The 15,593-nt window shown below is 57.9% G+C and carries 12 protein-coding genes; 2 read left to right on the top strand and 10 right to left on the bottom strand.

Annotated elements, in window-relative coordinates:
• Nucleotides 1-208 precede the first annotated feature (208 nt).
• Together KOE80_RS13170 and KOE80_RS20460 are read left to right on the top strand one after the other, a co-directional pair.
• Entirely contained in the window at nt 209-409 is a 201-nt protein-coding gene (locus KOE80_RS13170) for a PAS domain S-box protein (protein ID WP_226349311.1), read from the top strand.
• A gap of 81 nt (nt 410-490) precedes the next feature.
• Nucleotides 491-1,864: a methyl-accepting chemotaxis protein gene (locus KOE80_RS20460; RefSeq protein WP_226349312.1), complete on the top strand. Its 1,374-nt coding sequence runs from the start codon at nt 491-493 to the stop codon at nt 1,862-1,864.
• Between the two features lie 169 nt (nt 1,865-2,033).
• Here the strand turns inward: KOE80_RS20460 and KOE80_RS13180 are convergent, their stop codons facing one another.
• The 10 genes from KOE80_RS13180 to KOE80_RS13225 all read right to left on the bottom strand — a co-directional run bounded on the left by KOE80_RS13180 (nt 2,034) and on the right by KOE80_RS13225 (nt 15,589).
• The gene (locus KOE80_RS13180) at nt 2,034-3,350 is read right to left on the bottom strand and encodes a DUF445 domain-containing protein (protein ID WP_086060795.1); all 1,317 of its coding nucleotides are present in this window, start codon (nt 3,348-3,350) and stop codon (nt 2,034-2,036) included.
• 287 nt (nt 3,351-3,637) lie between these two features.
• Complete coding sequence (locus tag KOE80_RS13185; protein ID WP_226349313.1) at nt 3,638-5,230, bottom strand: vWA domain-containing protein; 1,593 nt, start codon at nt 5,228-5,230, stop codon at nt 3,638-3,640.
• A 6-nt stretch (nt 5,231-5,236) separates the two neighbouring features.
• On the bottom strand, nt 5,237-5,743 hold the full coding sequence (locus KOE80_RS13190; protein ID WP_042487427.1) for a hypothetical protein: 507 nt from the start codon (nt 5,741-5,743) through the stop codon (nt 5,237-5,239).
• Between the two features lie 5 nt (nt 5,744-5,748).
• The gene (locus KOE80_RS13195) at nt 5,749-6,495 is read right to left on the bottom strand and encodes a hypothetical protein (protein WP_226349314.1); all 747 of its coding nucleotides are present in this window, start codon (nt 6,493-6,495) and stop codon (nt 5,749-5,751) included.
• Between the two features lie 32 nt (nt 6,496-6,527).
• The gene (locus tag KOE80_RS13200) at nt 6,528-8,084 is read right to left on the bottom strand and encodes a formylglycine-generating enzyme family protein (protein ID WP_083053866.1); all 1,557 of its coding nucleotides are present in this window, start codon (nt 8,082-8,084) and stop codon (nt 6,528-6,530) included.
• Nucleotides 8,074-9,282, bottom strand: a complete 1,209-nt coding sequence (locus KOE80_RS13205; RefSeq protein WP_226349315.1) for an ABC transporter permease — start codon at nt 9,280-9,282, stop codon at nt 8,074-8,076. Before KOE80_RS13205 ends, KOE80_RS13200 begins: the two co-directional genes overlap by 11 nt.
• The gene (locus tag KOE80_RS13210) at nt 9,273-9,986 is read right to left on the bottom strand and encodes an ABC transporter ATP-binding protein (protein ID WP_226349316.1); all 714 of its coding nucleotides are present in this window, start codon (nt 9,984-9,986) and stop codon (nt 9,273-9,275) included. Before KOE80_RS13210 ends, KOE80_RS13205 begins: the two co-directional genes overlap by 10 nt.
• A gap of 1 nt (nt 9,987) precedes the next feature.
• Nucleotides 9,988-11,982: a vWA domain-containing protein gene (locus KOE80_RS13215; protein ID WP_096917376.1), complete on the bottom strand. Its 1,995-nt coding sequence runs from the start codon at nt 11,980-11,982 to the stop codon at nt 9,988-9,990.
• On the bottom strand, nt 11,979-13,022 hold the full coding sequence (locus KOE80_RS13220; protein ID WP_226349317.1) for a hypothetical protein: 1,044 nt from the start codon (nt 13,020-13,022) through the stop codon (nt 11,979-11,981). Before KOE80_RS13220 ends, KOE80_RS13215 begins: the two co-directional genes overlap by 4 nt.
• Nucleotides 13,019-15,589 carry a virulence factor SrfC family protein gene (locus tag KOE80_RS13225; protein WP_226349318.1) on the bottom strand — a complete coding sequence of 857 codons (2,571 nt, stop codon included), beginning with the start codon at nt 15,587-15,589 and terminating at the stop codon, nt 13,019-13,021. The genes KOE80_RS13220 and KOE80_RS13225 overlap by 4 nt, the downstream gene beginning before the upstream one ends.
• Nucleotides 15,590-15,593: the final 4 nt, after the last annotated feature.

Consider the following 15,593-nt stretch of genomic DNA (forward strand, 5'->3'; position numbering starts at 1 on the left):
GGTTTTGATACCCGGAATACTTGAAAATAATAATTAATAATAAAATCAAGGAAGTAGACCACGGCAACCTTGCTCTGAAACCCTGGATTTTGCTTGTCATTACCTTGACACATTTAGACTCTAATACAAATACCAAGTAACAAAATTGAGTCAATATGCAACATAATGATCTGTCCTTTCCCGCCTACGTCTTTAACAGGGCCAGATCATGCGTGAAAACCAAGCCATTACCTCTCATGAAACACAGGTACCCGAAAAAACCTATTTAATCTCCAAAACAGACCTGAAGGGGCGCATCATTTACGCCAATCCGGCCTTTATCGAGGTTAGCGGCTACAGCCATGAAGAGCTGATCGGGGCACCCCACAATATCGTGCGTCACCCACACATGCCGGCCGTAATTTTTTAGGATTTATGGCAGACCCTCAAGCAACAACGATCCTGGTCGGGGCTGATCAAGAACCGCCGCAAAGACGGCGGCTTTTACTGGGTGAAGGCCCGCGTCATTCCTTTAATCGAAAACGGCCGCGTCAGCGGCTATGCCTCGGTACGGGTACGCGCCCAGCCTAAAGAAATCAAGGAAGCAGAATATCTGTACCACTCCATCCAGCAACAAGGATTGCGCGGCTTTCGTCTGCATGAAGGCCAGTTGCAAGCCAGAGGCTGGCGCTCTGCCCTGAACACCCTGCTCCAGCCCTTGAACCGCAGCCTGCGCGCCAGCTTGCTGCGCTTCGGGATTCTGACAGGCGGCCTGGTGACGCTAAGCGCCGGTTTGCTACTGGGCAGCGGCGCATCCGGCACCTATCTGACAGCCGGGCTGGCGTCCCTGGGCGTGGTCAGTCTGACCACTCTGGCCTACGGCTGGATCGTGACCCAGCGCATGATGCAGCCCCTGCACAGCGCCACCCATATCGCCCAGCAAATCGCAACGGGCAATTTGCTGATCGACCTGAACCCACAACACACCCGCAGCCAGGAAATTGCACAGCTGTATTTCTACATGGACATGATGCGCAAGAGCCTGCTGAGCCTTGCTTGCGATGTGCATCAGGGCATTCAGGCTTCTCTGGATGTATCCACACAGATTGAGGACGGCAACCGCCAGCTATCCCACCGCACCGCCGCCCAATCCGGCTCCTTGCAGCGCACGGCCGCGAATATGGAGCAGTTGACCATGAATGTGCAGCAGACCGCGGACAATGCCAGGCTGGCAAATCAGCTGGCCGACCAAAGCCTGTCTACCGCAAGGCGTGGAGGCGAAGTGGTTCAGGACATGGTCAGCACCATGCAGGACATCCACAATAGCTCCGAGCGCATTGGCGATATTGTGTCGATTATTGAAGGCTTGGCGTTTCAGACGAATATTCTGGCGCTGAACGCCGCCGTGGAATCAGCCCGTGCCGGTGAAGCAGGCAAAGGTTTTGCGGTGGTGGCCGGTGAAGTACGCAGCCTGGCGCAGAAAAGCGCGCAGGCCGCCGGGGAAATCAAGCACCTGGTGGAAGACTCCCTGAAACGCATGGCAACCGGCGCCCATCATGCCAAGCGGGCCGGTTCCACCATGGACGAGATCATGCAATCTGTCTCGGACGTGACGCATCTGATCAGCGAAATCTCCACGGCCTCCAACGAGCAAGCCAGCGGTTTGGCGCAGATTAACGATACTGTCTCCACCATGGACAGCGATACCAACGACAACGCCGATCTGGCCCGCAGCCTGGGGGAGACCGTCCACGAACTCAGTCGTCAGGCTCTGGAGTTGAAACTGTCGATTCAATTGCTGAATACCGGCATGGCGAACCGATCTACTTATGTCCCCGACCCCAATGCCACCGAGGAGCCTGTGCCCTTGCTGAAAGTTGCCTGATTAAAAGCATGTCGGTAAAAATACAAGACCTCGCTGCTCCCACCCTCGCAGATACCTGGCAACACAAAGGCCGTGCGCTCACCTGGGTCCTACAATAAATGCCCGCTACGTTTCGACGTTTGCAAGCTACGGCTGGTACGCACGCATAACGCCGGTCTGCTCATGTCTCTCAGACCAGCCCCAATAACAAGATCGCGTGCAGGCCTACGCCAACCAAGCCGCCCACCACCGTACCGTTAAAACGTATGTATTGCAGATCCGTGCCTACTGTCAGTTCCAGCTCGCGCACCAGTTGCCTGTCATCCCATTGACGCACGGTGCGCGAGATATGGTCTTTGGCTCCTTCGCGTAATTGCTCGGCCAGGCCCGCTGCTGCGGACAGCATGTGTTCATTCAAGGTTTCACGCAGCGTCGCATCCGTATTCAAGCGTGTCCCCAAATCCTGCGCCACCTGACGCAAATGAGCCGCCACAGAAGAATCCTCTTTGGCCAGATCATTGCGCACAACACGCATCACATCCGTCCAGACACCATCAATGTACTCACCCACATCTTTATGGTGTAAAAAACGCTGCTTGATGGCTTCTACCTGCTCCATCAAGTCCGGGTCCTGGCCCAGGCGCTGAATATACTCGTGTACCCATTGCTCGTAATCCTTGCGCAAGGGGTGCTCGGGTTCGCTCAAAATGGCTTGCACTTCGTCCACCAAAGCGCGCGCCAGGCGGTCCGCCATCTTGCCGGATAGCTCGTCTACCGAAGTCACTACTCCGACCATGGCCAGGAGCTTGGGCCATTCACGCTGGGCGTAGCGCACCAATACATCGGCCACACGCTGCTTGACCGCCTCGTTGGACAGATAGCCACCCAATTGCTGTAAGACTTCATCCAGCAGGCGCTGGTGGCGGGCATTGCGCGTCAGCAGCCCCAGAATCTGGGAACTGGAACTGGCCATGTCCACCCGCATCAAGTAGCCACGTACGCCATCGGTCAGCGCTTGTTTGACGCTGCGTTCATCCAGCAATCGCAGGGCCTCGCCCATGGCGGTTTGCAAGGCACGGCTGACACGTTCGCTCTGCTCGGGTTGCGACAGCCACTGCCCCAGACGCGCGGCCGGGTCCAGGCTGCGCAGCTTTTCCAGCAGCATGGCGGAATCCAGAAAGTGGTCGCGTACAAAGACGCCCAGGCTTTCACCCAGGCTGTTTTTCTTGTTGGGGATAATCGCAGTATGTGGAAACGGCAGGCCCAACGGGTGGCGGAACAAGGCCACGACGGCAAACCAGTCTGCCAGCGCACCGACGGTGGCGGCCTCGCTAAAGGCACGCAACCAGGGCCAGAATCCGGCGACAGGTGCCGCCTCGCCCTGCCGCATCATGGCGTGGCTTAGCAGGAACAGGCAGATAGTCAGCACCAGCAAAGCCAAGGCGCTGCGCTTCATGCGACGCAGGCGGCGTTCGGGCGAGTCAGGGCGAGAGGATGATGTAGACATTTCCACAGTCTATGCGTAGTTCAGCGCAAAAGCGGTATTGAATAGTGCGGAGCCAAGTCTCGGGGAAAACGATTCCAAGCCTCAGACCACCCGTTCTGTCACAGAAATCTCATTGCGAACTTGGCATCACTTACGGTCAATGCGGACAGAACCGGACCTTAGCCCTCTTGGCAAGTTCACACATAGTCATCAGGCCCTTATTGTGGCCCTGTCTTTTTCTGCCTGTCCAGAAACGAATCAGCCTGGGCGAACCCAGGCTGATCACGGCACATCAACAAGCTATGTGTTTATTTGCAGGCTTGCTCGGCGCGCTTCACAAAGTCCGTTGTGGCATCGCGCAGGGCTTTGGCAATCTGACCAGACTGCTTGGGAGCCAGCGTGACCCCGCCGGTTGCCGTTGCCGCGCAAGCTGACAAACCTTGCCCGGTAATATCCACCACGTTAATGCGCAAACGTGGCTTGGCACGGGCAATGCTGCGCGACACGGCGCAAATATCCTGATCGCAACCGTCATTGCCATCCACGAACAAGACGATCAAGGCATCCCGATTCACCCCATCCACCCGGCTGGCAGCCAGATTCAGGGACTGCACCAGGTTGGTACTGTCCTTGGCCTCGATATTCTGGATCAGACTCTTCAAGCGTCCACGCTGGGCAGTCGTAAAGCGGCCCTGGTAATTGGGCGCGGCACACTGCTGCGCAAAGGTCACCAAGTGCAGATCCTGTCCGGCCGGCAAACTGTCCACCATGCTGGAGAACGCACTGCGCGCCGCATCGATACGCGACGTACCCCGGAACAGAGTTTGAGCACGCTGGGTTGCGTAATCACTCCAGGAGCCCATATCGTCCAGATCCTGACTGAAGAACCACTCCTCGTCCTGGATCTTGGCATCGACGCTCAGCAACATGGACATGGAGGAATCAAAAATGATGTAGACCTCGGGCTTGAGCACTTCACCCTTCTCGTCCTGAGCACACACAAAGTTAGGATCAGACGACACCTTGGGACCCGGCTTGGGTTTGGGTTCAGGCTTGGGTTTCGGTGGTGGCTCAGGCTTGGGCGGCGGCTCCGGTGCAGGAGGAGGCACAGGCGGCTCTTCCACCACGGGCTCGGGCACGGGCTCTACTTTAATTGGCTCGGGTTCCGGTTCAGGAACAGGCACCACCGGCTCTTCGGGTGGTGGCGCTGGAGGGACAACAGGCTCTTCCACCACAGGATCAGGCTTGACCACGGCGGGCGGCTCTACTGGCACCACCTCCTTGTCCCACCAGCCCGGAGGCCACTTGAACCACCACGACAAGAACAGCGCCAGCAATAAAGCCAGCAAAGCGGCCAACAAGAACCACAGCCACGGACGAGCTTTGGAGGTGGCCACCGTCGTCGCAGCAGCCCCTGCCCCCACGGCTGCTGCCGCAGGCACCACAGGTGGCACAGGCGGTGGGGGCGCCACCCGCTTCTGATAGGACTCGAACAAGGGCTCGGGCGACAGCGCCGGGTTCTCGCTCATGACCAGCAAAGGCTTGCCGCCTACGCTGTAAACCGCCCCTTTGGCCGACACATCTTTCAGCAAGGCTTGCAGCGCTTGCGCGTCCTGCGTCGCCCCCTGCTCTTGCAACTGGCGGCTCAGAACCTCGATCCGGTCCAGCGACTGCTGGTAACGCGCATCCAGAGCCTGTTGCTGTGCCGCAGACAAGCTGTTTTTGGGCACGGCTTGGCCCTGCATGCCCGTCCACCAGGCCGTGGTGTCGGAACCATCAGCCTGATAGGTGGAAAACAGATGCGTTAAAGGTTCATCCTGGCGTTTCAGCACAGTGAGTGCATGCTGATGCTGCTGATACGCCGAGGATGGTCCAACCGAATCAAGAATGACGCGCTGCATAGGCTTTTACTCGTCGTAACCCAAACTGGACTGCAGGCGGCTGACGTCTTTTTGCAGCTTCTGCAATTGCTGCTGCTTCTGGGCGATCGCGGCCGGGCTATTGTCTTCGGTAGAGCGGTTCACGTCTTTCAGGCCCTTATCCAGGTCCTTGAGCTGGTTCTGCAAACCGGCTTCCTTGCCTTTGCTGGCCTGCAAACTGCGCACCAACTGCCCCATGGAACGGTTCAGGGCCGTCTGGGCCTGACGCTGCTGGGCCAGACTGGCTTTGCTCAGGCTTTGCTGGGTCTGAATATCCTTGTAGACCTGATGAAACAGCGCATTGGCTTCCTGCGCGCTCAGCAAGCCCTGTTCGCGCGCATCAATATGCTGGCGATACGCGCCCGAAGTGTCGCAACTGATTTTGGTGAAAAAGCCGGCGTCCTGATCAGAGGGGTCGCATTCGCTCATGGTGGTGGCACAACCGGCCAGCAACAGGCTGGCTGCCAAAGGGGTCCAACGCAGAAATACTCGCATAATCCTTAACCCAAAGTAACGGCGGAACGCATGGAATACAGGTCGTCTACTTCTTTCTGCAGCACGGCCACTTTCACATTCATCTGATCAATTTGACGATCCAGACGCTGGACTTCGGACTTCTTGCCCCCGTCCTTGCGTTCAGCATCGGCCACGTCGCGGTACAGGCTGACCTTTTCGTTCATGTTTTTCAGATCACGGTTGAGCACTTCGATATTTTTATCGATACGGGCCAATTGCTTCTCGGCCTGTTTTTTCTCCATCGTTTTTTCTTTCATGTGCTTTTCGATTTCAGCAATCTGCCGCTTGTCGTCAGCAATCACTTGTTGAGCCGTATTGGTACGCTCAATGATATTGGCCGTATCGGCTTCTACGTCGCGCTGCATGGCGGCCAGACGATCCGAGGTATTGGCGTATTCCGTGCGACGCTGGTCCAGATAGTAGTTGGTCCCCATGGCGACACCGCAAGCGGCCACACCCGCAATAATCGCGCAAGCCGCTTTATTGCTGGAGTTGGACAACATGCAAGCCAGCACACCCACTGCCGCAGCACCAGCACACGCCTGAAAGCCCGAGCGGCTAAAGAATTTCGCATCCTGACCACTGGTCAGACGATCATCGGCCTGGGTACCGCCCAGCAAACTACTGCCAGTACTGGCACAACCCGAGAGCAAGGCCACGCCCAGCATCAGGCTGCCCAGCAAAGTTCTAGGGGTAAAACGGCGCACGTGTTGCATAACTTCCTCTTCCATTTGAAGTACGTCTGTTTTTATTGACTCGTGATTCACGAGTTGGGCACGGATTTACAACTGTTTTTCCAGGCATTGATATCAATGGCATCTGTTTTCAGATAGTCCTTCTGATTTTTCCAATGCACTTCCAGGTAGGGTTTCAGGGCACTGAGGCTCTTGTTTTGTTCCATCATCTGGCGCTCTACCGGCACCTGTTTTTCCAGCAAATTCAGGCCATACAAGGACGAGGCGTCAATCAAATTGCTCGCATAATAGCGGGCCAATTTGGCAACACGGTCTTCCTGTTCGTCCAACTTCACCTTGCGGCTGGCACATTGCTTGTCGTCCGTATCGGCTTCACACAAGGCATCGTAATTTCGGTGCAGCAATTCTACGAAGAGCACATCGTCTTTCAGCTTGGTGCACAGGAACGAGCCCAGCTCCAGATTGGCGCGAATGGCTTGGTCACGCATCTCTTCCTGACGCAGATTGGCCGCTCGCAAATCCCCTTCCAACTGCTTCAACTGGGCTTTGAGCTTGTCGTCTTCCAGCGTACTGGCTAAGGAGCCCAGGCGCTGCACCGCGGACTCTTCGGCTGGCTCATTCGGATTCACCGTGCCTTGCTCGGTGCCCAGGGCTTGCCAGCTCTTTTCAATCGCCTGCACACGCTCGCGCGAAGTCAGGGCAATCGACACCAGGGCCAGACGCATGCCGGTTGTTTTGGCTTTTGTTGGTCCTTTAGGTCCGTAGTACGCCAGCTCTTTACGAGCCGAAGAACGCAGTGCTTCGGGCTTGGACAGGAAATTGCCGCCACGCACCACAAAGCCACCGGCCTGTCCGTGCTGACGATCCAGCTTGTTCAGGCGGAAAGACTCCAGAATGATCTCGTCTACATTGCCCAGCATGTCATGCAGGCCCAGCGGGTTGGGCTTGAGCCGTCCCATCAACTGAACCGCCCCATTGGAGGACTGGGCACCGGCATACCATTCGTAGTCATTCATGCCTTCGGGCATGGGGTAACGCACATCACGGAACTCGGCCGAGGACAAGGCTGAGCCGCCGCGGGCGGCATATTCCCATTCAATTTCGGTAGGCAGACGCACAAAACCGGCCAAACCATCCTCCTTGGGCAGCTTGTCGGCGGCGTTCTCGCGCAACCACTGGTTGTACAGATCGGAGAAATGCACCGCATCCATCCAGCTGATGTCGGTCTGCGGCACCACCAAGTTGTTCTTGGGCGTAGGGCAAGTGGCCTCGGTCAAGGCCTGGTACTGCAACTTGTTCAGTTCGTACTTGGCCATCAAGTAGTAGCGCGACGAACCCGCCTTGCTATCGGTAAAGCTGCCTGCAATGAACTCGGGGCGCTTGTGTTCGATATAGCCCCATTCCTCGGCTTCCTGTCCCACCACCACTCGCATATCGTCCAAAGGTCCAGCCACGGGCACGGCCACGCGACGAAATACCATGGCGCCTTCGCAAGGCATGGGCAGAACCACATCCCCTTCAGCTGGCTTGGGGTTGTAGTACTTCTCGTCCCAGGGCGCTGCCTGCGCCACAGCGCTGAAACCCAGCAGCAAGCTGGCTGCACTGAACAAAGGTTTAAATTTCACGCAAACTCTCCGCAGGTTGAACACGAACGGCCCGCCAGGCTCCGATCGCCGCCACCACACACGCCAACCCTGCCACCATCAATAAGGCGTACAGGGCATGGGCTACGGTAATGCGACACACGAAGTCCGTCTGCAGGCCATCTCCCACCAGTAGTTGATTGAATAAGGTGCTGCCCAGGCCATACAGGCCCAGTCCCAAGGCATAGGCGATCAGGCTTAGCAAAATGGCCTGAATCAGCACATAGCGGATGACTCCACAGCTATCAATACCCAGCAAACGCAGGACCGCCAGATCTTTGCGCTTGCGGTCCACGTTCGCCAAAAATGCCCCGCCCAAAGAGGCCGCGCAGCCCACGATAGCGGTCAGGGCAATCACACCGAAGATCAGGCTCAGCACCCGGTTGATGGCGCGCACATTCTCAATATCGGCATAGCGACTGGCGACCGGAATGCCTTGCTGCTCCAGTCCTTTTGCCACCTCGCCAACCTGATCAATCGTGCTGGCATAGACACGGGCGCGGGCGTAGAGCACGGGCATATCGGCGGCCAAAGGCTTGCCGGTCAGCAGGGAAAAATCGGGGATTTGAAAACCATCGCGGGCGTATTCCAGAGCCAGCAAGGTTTCAGGGGCCACGAACACGGCGGGACGCGAATAGCGGTGTTCCGCCAGCACATCCACCACGGTCATGGCTTTATTGCCCTGCTCCAGCTGTCCGTCCAGACGGCGGCTCAGGCGCAAATACACGGACTCGCCCGCTGTCCAGTTCAAGCGACGGGCGGCTTCCTGAGTGAGGATGATTTCATTGGGAGATAAGTCACGGGCCTGATTTTGCAACAAGGGATCGCCCTGTGCGCTGGCCAGTACTTCGACGTTTTCGAGAAAACGGCGTCGGTCTAGACGCAAATCTGCCTGAGTATTCAAGGAGCGTGTCATGCCAATGGCATAGCCCACGCCGGGCATTTGACGCAGCTTGTTCAGCCAGGCCTGGTCAAAGCTGCCGCTGCTCAACATCTTCACTTCCAGGTTGCGTGGATCTTGCAGCAACTCCTGCTGCAACTGGGTGACCACACCGTGCTTCAAACCAAAGAGCAGCAGCAAGGGAGCCACCACGGCTACCATGGCCGCCACCATGCAAAAAGAAATGCGCCAGTCAAAACGCAAGTCGGCCCAGGCCAGACGAAAGACGTTCACAAACATGGGGCGGCAACCTCGGGAACAAAAATACTCAAACCCGGTTCCAGCTTGGCTTGCAAACGCGGAATGGCGAACTGGCTCAAGCTGTCCCAATCGTGCGAGACCAGCAAGACCGCCAGATCCAGCTCCTTGGCCAGACTGAAAAACAGCTGGAACACATTGTGAGCCGTTTCGGGGTCCAGAGCAGCGGTAGGTTCATCTGCCAGCACCAGACCAGGGGCGTGAGCAATGGCGCGAGAAAAGGCCACGCGCTGTCGTTCCCCAATGGACAAGGCCGAGGGGTACAGATTCAGTAGTCGTTCCAGCTTCAGGGTAGCAATGGCTGCGTCCAGATGGTCTGCCTTGATCGGCAAGCCCAGCAAGCGGCGCGGCAAAACCATGTTTTCCCAAACCGAAAGATACGGCAGCAAGCCGCCGTTCTGCAGCACAAAGCCCAGGTTCCTGGCCCGCCATTGGGCCAATTCAGACTCGCGCCCGCTGGCATACAAGGCATTGATGTCCTTGGCCTCTTTACCCAAAGTAAAGACCTGAGCCTGAGTGGGTCGCAAAAGCAGCCCCAAGGTTTCCAGCAAGGTGCTTTTACCGCAACCGCTCACGCCGGTCACGGCCACAATCTGCCCCGCGTCCAGAGCAAGCTCGGGCAGTTGCACACGAAAAGCGTGGGGGCCTTGCCCCCGGGAGACCTCTAGCTGCTGAATGCGGAGCATGTCAGGGCATCATCTCCAAAGGCACGGGATAAACGTCATCACGTGCATCGGCGCCTTCAGCCAGCGACACCCAGCGATCCGCATCGGCGTTGTAGCGCTCGTAGTAGCGCAGCTTGGTGCTCAGGTCACGAATGAATTTTTCCTGGCTCAAGGCATCCCAACTGGTCCAGGTATCTTCATCCAAGGTCAGTACCGCGCTCTGGTAAGGCAGGTCTTCCAGGTACTCGCTCATCAGGCCCAGTTCGGCCAGCTTGGTGCCCTTTTCCTGTTTCAGGGTGCTGGGGTCCGCCCCCATGGCCGCTGCCACGGAACGCAAGCGGTTGAACATATCGGTAGGCGAGATCATGCCTTCGTTGGCTGCATCCAGAATCTGTTTGACCACATCGCTCAAGTCACTCAACTGAGCTTTGGTCAGCAGGACACGCACATCGGTTGTCGGGATGTTCTGGCGCACCAGATCACGGTCGCTGATCCAGGCATGGAACACTTCAGGCGCGGTGGTGCCCGTGGTTTTGCCCAAATAAGCCAGGCGCATGGCATGGCCGATCAGCTCGGCGTCGGTCAGCATCTGGTCGGTGGTGGTGTCGCCGGTCTCCTGGGCACGGGCTGCACTGCCAATCGCATCCCCACCCTGGTAGGCCACTTTGACCTGCTCGGTCAGTGCGGTCGCCAGGTTATCGACCATCTTGCCAAACTGGTTCACGTCACCGGCATTAACCGGGTAGTACAGCGAAGTTTGTGTGCCACCGTAAGTGGATAGCTCGCGGTATTGGTCTTCGGCCTTGGCGTGGTTGTTCTTGCCCGATGGTGTCTTCAAATGCAGGGTGTAGATCGCCACACCGGGCTTGGCGGCTTCGATGCGCAGTTGCGGTGCATCCAGTCCGGTCGAGGAGTACTTGTTATTGCCTTCCAGCGCCCCGGCATCCGTAATCAGCACCACATAACGCGCGCCAAAATTGTTCCAGTTCACCTTGTCCAAGGCTTCCAGCACGCCCGCGTAAGCATCTTCGTCGTAAGCAACGGTAGAGACCTTGGCTTGCTTCAAGCCCGACACTTTGGACAGGAAGTCTTCGCTGCTGGTCACGGTATTGGGGTCCGCATACACATGCGTCAAATACTCGATGCCCGGCGCGGCTTCCATATTGGAGCGAAACGCGATCAGGCCAAACTTGACCTGTTCGGACAAGCCCTGCTCTTCCACCTTGGCATAGACCTTGCGCACGGCCTCGCGAGTGCGATCAATGTACGGGTCCATGGAGATGGTGGAGTCAATCACAAAGACCACGGCCGCACTAAAGCCCTTGATCTGGGACGTACGTTGGGCGGTATCCTGATCCTGAGCCTGCTCAGGCTCTTGCTTGGCGGCTTCCGGCTCTTTCTGGTCTGCCGTGTGCTTGGTGACGGACGCCACATTCAGCAAACGGGTACGAAAGCCGTTTTCAGTCATGACTTCTTCGCCGCTCAAGACGGGCAAGAGGTAGAACTGTTCCTGCACATCCACAAAGTACTCGGGCTCTTGCGCCAATACGCCCTCTGTTTGCGCGTCTTTACGCAAAGCCTGACGCATAGGGGCCACCAAGGTGGCCGGGTCTGGCGTGTCCAGCACTTTTTCCAGCAAGGCGCGATCCTTGAAAAACAGCATGCGATCGCGGTTGGCCGGGTTGGTGAAGGCCAGGGTCAACTGCATTTTCCAGTCCACCGTGCAGGCCTTGTCCAGCCAGCCTACGGTCTTGCCCTGGCTATCCGGGCCAACTTGCACGCGCTCTGCCCCGCCCTGCTCTTTGCGCTGGTAAATATAAAAGCGGCTGAACGCAGGCACCGGCTTGCCCTGCTGATCCGTTTCCGAAGAAAACAGACGGCAGGACGGCGTGGTCAGAACACGTTGATACAGCGTCTTCTTGCCCTCTTGCAGCAAGGGAGCCGCGGCCTGTGCCTGGCTTGCGCCCAACAGGAGAGCACCAAGCAAACTGAATCGAACAAGGGGACGTATCATCATTGACTCAACTCCTGGAAGCGGGCCTTGGCTTGCGCGTTATCAGGCTCGGACAGCAAGACGGTTTCGTACCAGTACGCAGCCGTAGCGGGATTGGGCTTGCTAAAGCAGGCATTGGCCTGGTGATCCTTGGGATCGTATTCACGGGCGTAAGCCATGGCGATTTTCACATCACCGGACTGTGCCTTGTTCACGTACAAGCGCTGGGCCACGTCACACTGTTCCGCCTTTTTGGCTTCCTCAATCACGGCCAGCCATTGTTCGGAGGTTTTGCTTTCCTTGACGCACTCTTGCACAAATTGCAGGCCAGGACGGTCTGCCAGCTTGTCCATGGTGCAGTTGTCTGTTTCCACGACCGCAGGCCTGGACTCTGGCGCATCGGGGGCGGCCGGGCTGTCGTCCTTGGCAGATTGGCTGTAGAACCAGTAACCTGCTGCCCCTGCCACAATCAACAACAGAACAAGCAAGACAATCCATTTGCCCATACCGCCTTTCTTGGCAGGAGGCGCAACAGGAGCAGTCGTCTCTACCTTGGGCGCAGGTGTTTCTTCCTTGACGGGTTCTGGCGGTGGAGGAGCCACCGTTTCCACCACCGGAGGCGTTTCAACAACCGGCTCCGGAGCAGGCGTTTCGGGTACGGCGGCCACAGGCATGGTCAGCTCCATGGCCTGGGCATTGCCACCGGCTGTGGAGGGCAAGATGCCCTTGTCCAGCTTCAGCGGGCTGCGGCCCAGCTCTTCGCCGCTGGCCTCCGCCAAAGTGATTTGATACGCATCGCTGGCATTGGCCAGCAGCGAATCCACAATGTCAGCGTTCAGCAGAACGGCAATACCCTCTTCATGCTCGGTCCAGCCTTGTTGCGGCAACCAGCGCAAGGACGCATCCCAGCTTTGGGCCGAGTGCAAGTAATAGCTGTTCTGACTGCGCTGAATGGCGATCGAGTATTCGCCCAGGTCCAGCTCTTCATCCAGATCCCGTACATACAGACGAGCACGGCCAGGGACCGCGGGCTCCAAAGCCTGCAAACTAAATCTTAATTTCATGCCACGCTCTTATCGGTAAATCGTTCCAGAATGCGTCCCAAGGCCTGGTTCTGTTCCAGGCTCAGTTCGCGGCCACCTTCATAACCGGCGTTATGCAAAGTGGTATGGGCCAAAGCGGCCAGCCATTGTTCAAAGAAAATCGCGCCGTGGTCCTGGGGCTCTGCCGGCAGGACCGGCATGCCATCCTGGGCGAAGGCTTTGGGACTCTTGAAGAAGTCGTCGCTCCCGCCTTTCAGGTAGAACCAGGTCACAAACTCGCTGATCGTCATGGCCACATTGCAGACCTGGCGATCGGCCAGACGCTCGCGACGCACGCCGCTTTGACGGCGCTTGGTCAGCACAGCCAGCAACTTGTCGCGCAAGGCCCAACGGTCCGAGGCCACAATCAGCTCTTCAACCAGACTGGAGAGCAAATCCACCGGCATGCGCAGCACGTTCTGATTGGTACGGCCGGCGGGCAGCTCGCGCAACTGACTGACCCAACTGCGGTACACCAGATCGGCGTACTGCTGCTCGAAGGGCTGCTCTTGCGTCAGAACGCCCGGCTCGTCCGGTTCGGATTTGCTGGAGCCCAGGCTCAGGAACAGATCACGCAAGGTATCTTGTGGCAGGTGCAGCGCAGCCAGCAGCTCGCCCACAATGGCGCGGTAAGCAGGCAGTTCCTGCCGGAACTGTTTGGCCAAGGCTTCCTTGACCACCGATTGCTGGTCGCCGTCCTGGCTGTACCAGGAATGCAGGGACTTCTTGACCAGGCTGTCATGCAAGCTACGGAACTGTTCCTGCAAGCGCATCAGTTTGAAGTCCAGACCACCAATCTGGGCCACATACGCACGCAAACGCTGCATGCCGCCATCATTCAAAGCCAGCATGGCGTCCCAGGCTTCGGCCGGATCACTTAATTGCTGTGCCAGTAGCGGGTTTTCGATAAAGCTGCCACGCATGCGCCCCATTTTCTCGGCCACGGATGCCGTAATGGATAGCTCCCGGCTTTCAGTGTCCAGATCAATAAAGGGGGTGGGCATGCCAGGCTTGCGCACCAGGAAGGTGTTGGAGAAGGGCTGGTCCGGACGCCATTGCTGCAACCATTCGCAGTGGCCGAAACGCTCCTTGAAGCTCATCTTCATCAAGCCGTCCCAGCTATCGCGCACCTGGGCGTCGTCCTGAATCAGGGAGGCGCCGATACGCTTGTCGAACATGGTGATGGCCCACATCAGGCCCACTTTACGGTTCTGACGTTCCTGAGGCGTGGCACCTTGAGTGCGATGGACCCAGCGTGTCAGCACGGGCTCTACGTCTTTCACATCGCTTTGCTTGTCCGAAGCGGTACACATGACCAGGCCATTCATTTCCTGCTGGTCGGTATAGCGTTCAAACAGATAAGCCACCTTGCCGCGCAGAATCAGTTGCGAAGCGGGGTTGCCACCGCTGCTTTCCGAAGCGGCACCGGCATCCTGCACGGAGCGAATATTCAAGCGACCGCGGTAACCGGGGAAGTCCAGCAGATCCACCTTGTCCACGCCGCCGCCCTGGGTTTCACCAATCAGGGGGAAGGTCAGTTCCACCGTCAGCGCCGCCAGGTGGGCCAAAGGCACTTCCACCGCCTGGGCGGCCACAACGGGCTGGCCGTCCTGCTCGCGCACGGGCAAGACGCTCAGGCTTTTCTCGGTGGCACTGCCCAGCGATTCGAGCACGTCCACGTTCATGATGCTGTCTTGCTGCACAAAGCCATCGCCTTCGCGACGGATCAGCGCCGTCAGCGGTGCGTAGACCTTGCTGGGATGCCCCAGAGCCTGCAGCACTTTGGCCAGGCCGATATAAAGCTCGCTCAGCTCAGCCTGCTCGCCCCACAAGATGGAGAACAGCTGTGCCCGGTCTTCCAGACGCAAGGCGGGGGCCAGATTGATGACCTCCGGCCAGTAAGTGCTGTCCAGCAAACGAGTGGTATTGCCAAAGCTGCTGCGCACGTAGTCCCACAGGGACACGGCATCATCAGCGCTCAAGCCGGCATCGTTCGCACCGGCACGGCTCTTGAGCGATTCGATCAAGGCCTTGATGCGGTCTGCGGCAAAGGTGTAGCCGATCTGTTCCTTGTCAAAGTCATTGAAGTAACTATTGACCAGGATTTTCACCATATCGACTTCAGAGAAAATCTGCAGTTCGACGGGATAGGCATCCGGGCCTGCGGTGGCATTGCGGCTAAAGCGCGTCACCAGACCCGTGGCTTCCTTGCCGCCCCCTGGCGGGTTCACATGGCGCAGGAAGTCGATGGTTTCCCCGCCGTAATTGGTTTCCAGACGGCCATTGCCACCGGCGGCAAGACTGGAAATCAGGTAAGACTTGCCCGCCTGCGACAGGCCAAAAAAACCAATCGTCATGGGGCGGCCCGAGACCAAGCCCAGACTGCGGGCGGTATTGCGGGCACGGCGCAGTTCCAGCACCAGACTATCGGCCTGCGCGTTCAGGCGCTGCGATGAACCGCGAGCCTGCATCACCCAGTCAATGGCCTGTCCGGCACCTTGGTATACGTTCTGCCAGTCCTGGCACAAATCCTGCTGTAAGGTCGTCATGTCC

This window comes from Alcaligenes sp. 13f (assembly GCF_020496585.1).
Lineage (GTDB): Bacteria > Pseudomonadota > Gammaproteobacteria > Burkholderiales > Burkholderiaceae_B > Alcaligenes > Alcaligenes phenolicus.

Excerpts from the sequence above, each read along its gene's own strand:
- KOE80_RS13190 (WP_042487427.1), bottom strand. The coding sequence starts at position 5,743 with ATGCGAGTATTTCTGCGTTGGACCCCTTTGGCAGCCAGCCTGTTGCTG.
- KOE80_RS13205 (WP_226349315.1), bottom strand. The coding sequence starts at position 9,282 with ATGTTTGTGAACGTCTTTCGTCTGGCCTGGGCCGACTTGCGTTTTGAC.
- KOE80_RS13220 (WP_226349317.1), bottom strand. The coding sequence starts at position 13,022 with ATGAAATTAAGATTTAGTTTGCAGGCTTTGGAGCCCGCGGTCCCTGGC.
- KOE80_RS13215 (WP_096917376.1), bottom strand. The coding sequence starts at position 11,982 with ATGATGATACGTCCCCTTGTTCGATTCAGTTTGCTTGGTGCTCTCCTG.
- KOE80_RS13225 (WP_226349318.1), bottom strand. The coding sequence starts at position 15,589 with ATGACGACCTTACAGCAGGATTTGTGCCAGGACTGGCAGAACGTATAC.
- KOE80_RS13170 (WP_226349311.1), top strand. The coding sequence starts at position 209 with ATGCGTGAAAACCAAGCCATTACCTCTCATGAAACACAGGTACCCGAA.
- KOE80_RS13195 (WP_226349314.1), bottom strand. The coding sequence starts at position 6,495 with ATGGAAGAGGAAGTTATGCAACACGTGCGCCGTTTTACCCCTAGAACT.
- KOE80_RS13180 (WP_086060795.1), bottom strand. The coding sequence starts at position 3,350 with ATGTCTACATCATCCTCTCGCCCTGACTCGCCCGAACGCCGCCTGCGT.
- KOE80_RS13185 (WP_226349313.1), bottom strand. The coding sequence starts at position 5,230 with ATGCAGCGCGTCATTCTTGATTCGGTTGGACCATCCTCGGCGTATCAG.
- KOE80_RS13210 (WP_226349316.1), bottom strand. The coding sequence starts at position 9,986 with ATGCTCCGCATTCAGCAGCTAGAGGTCTCCCGGGGGCAAGGCCCCCAC.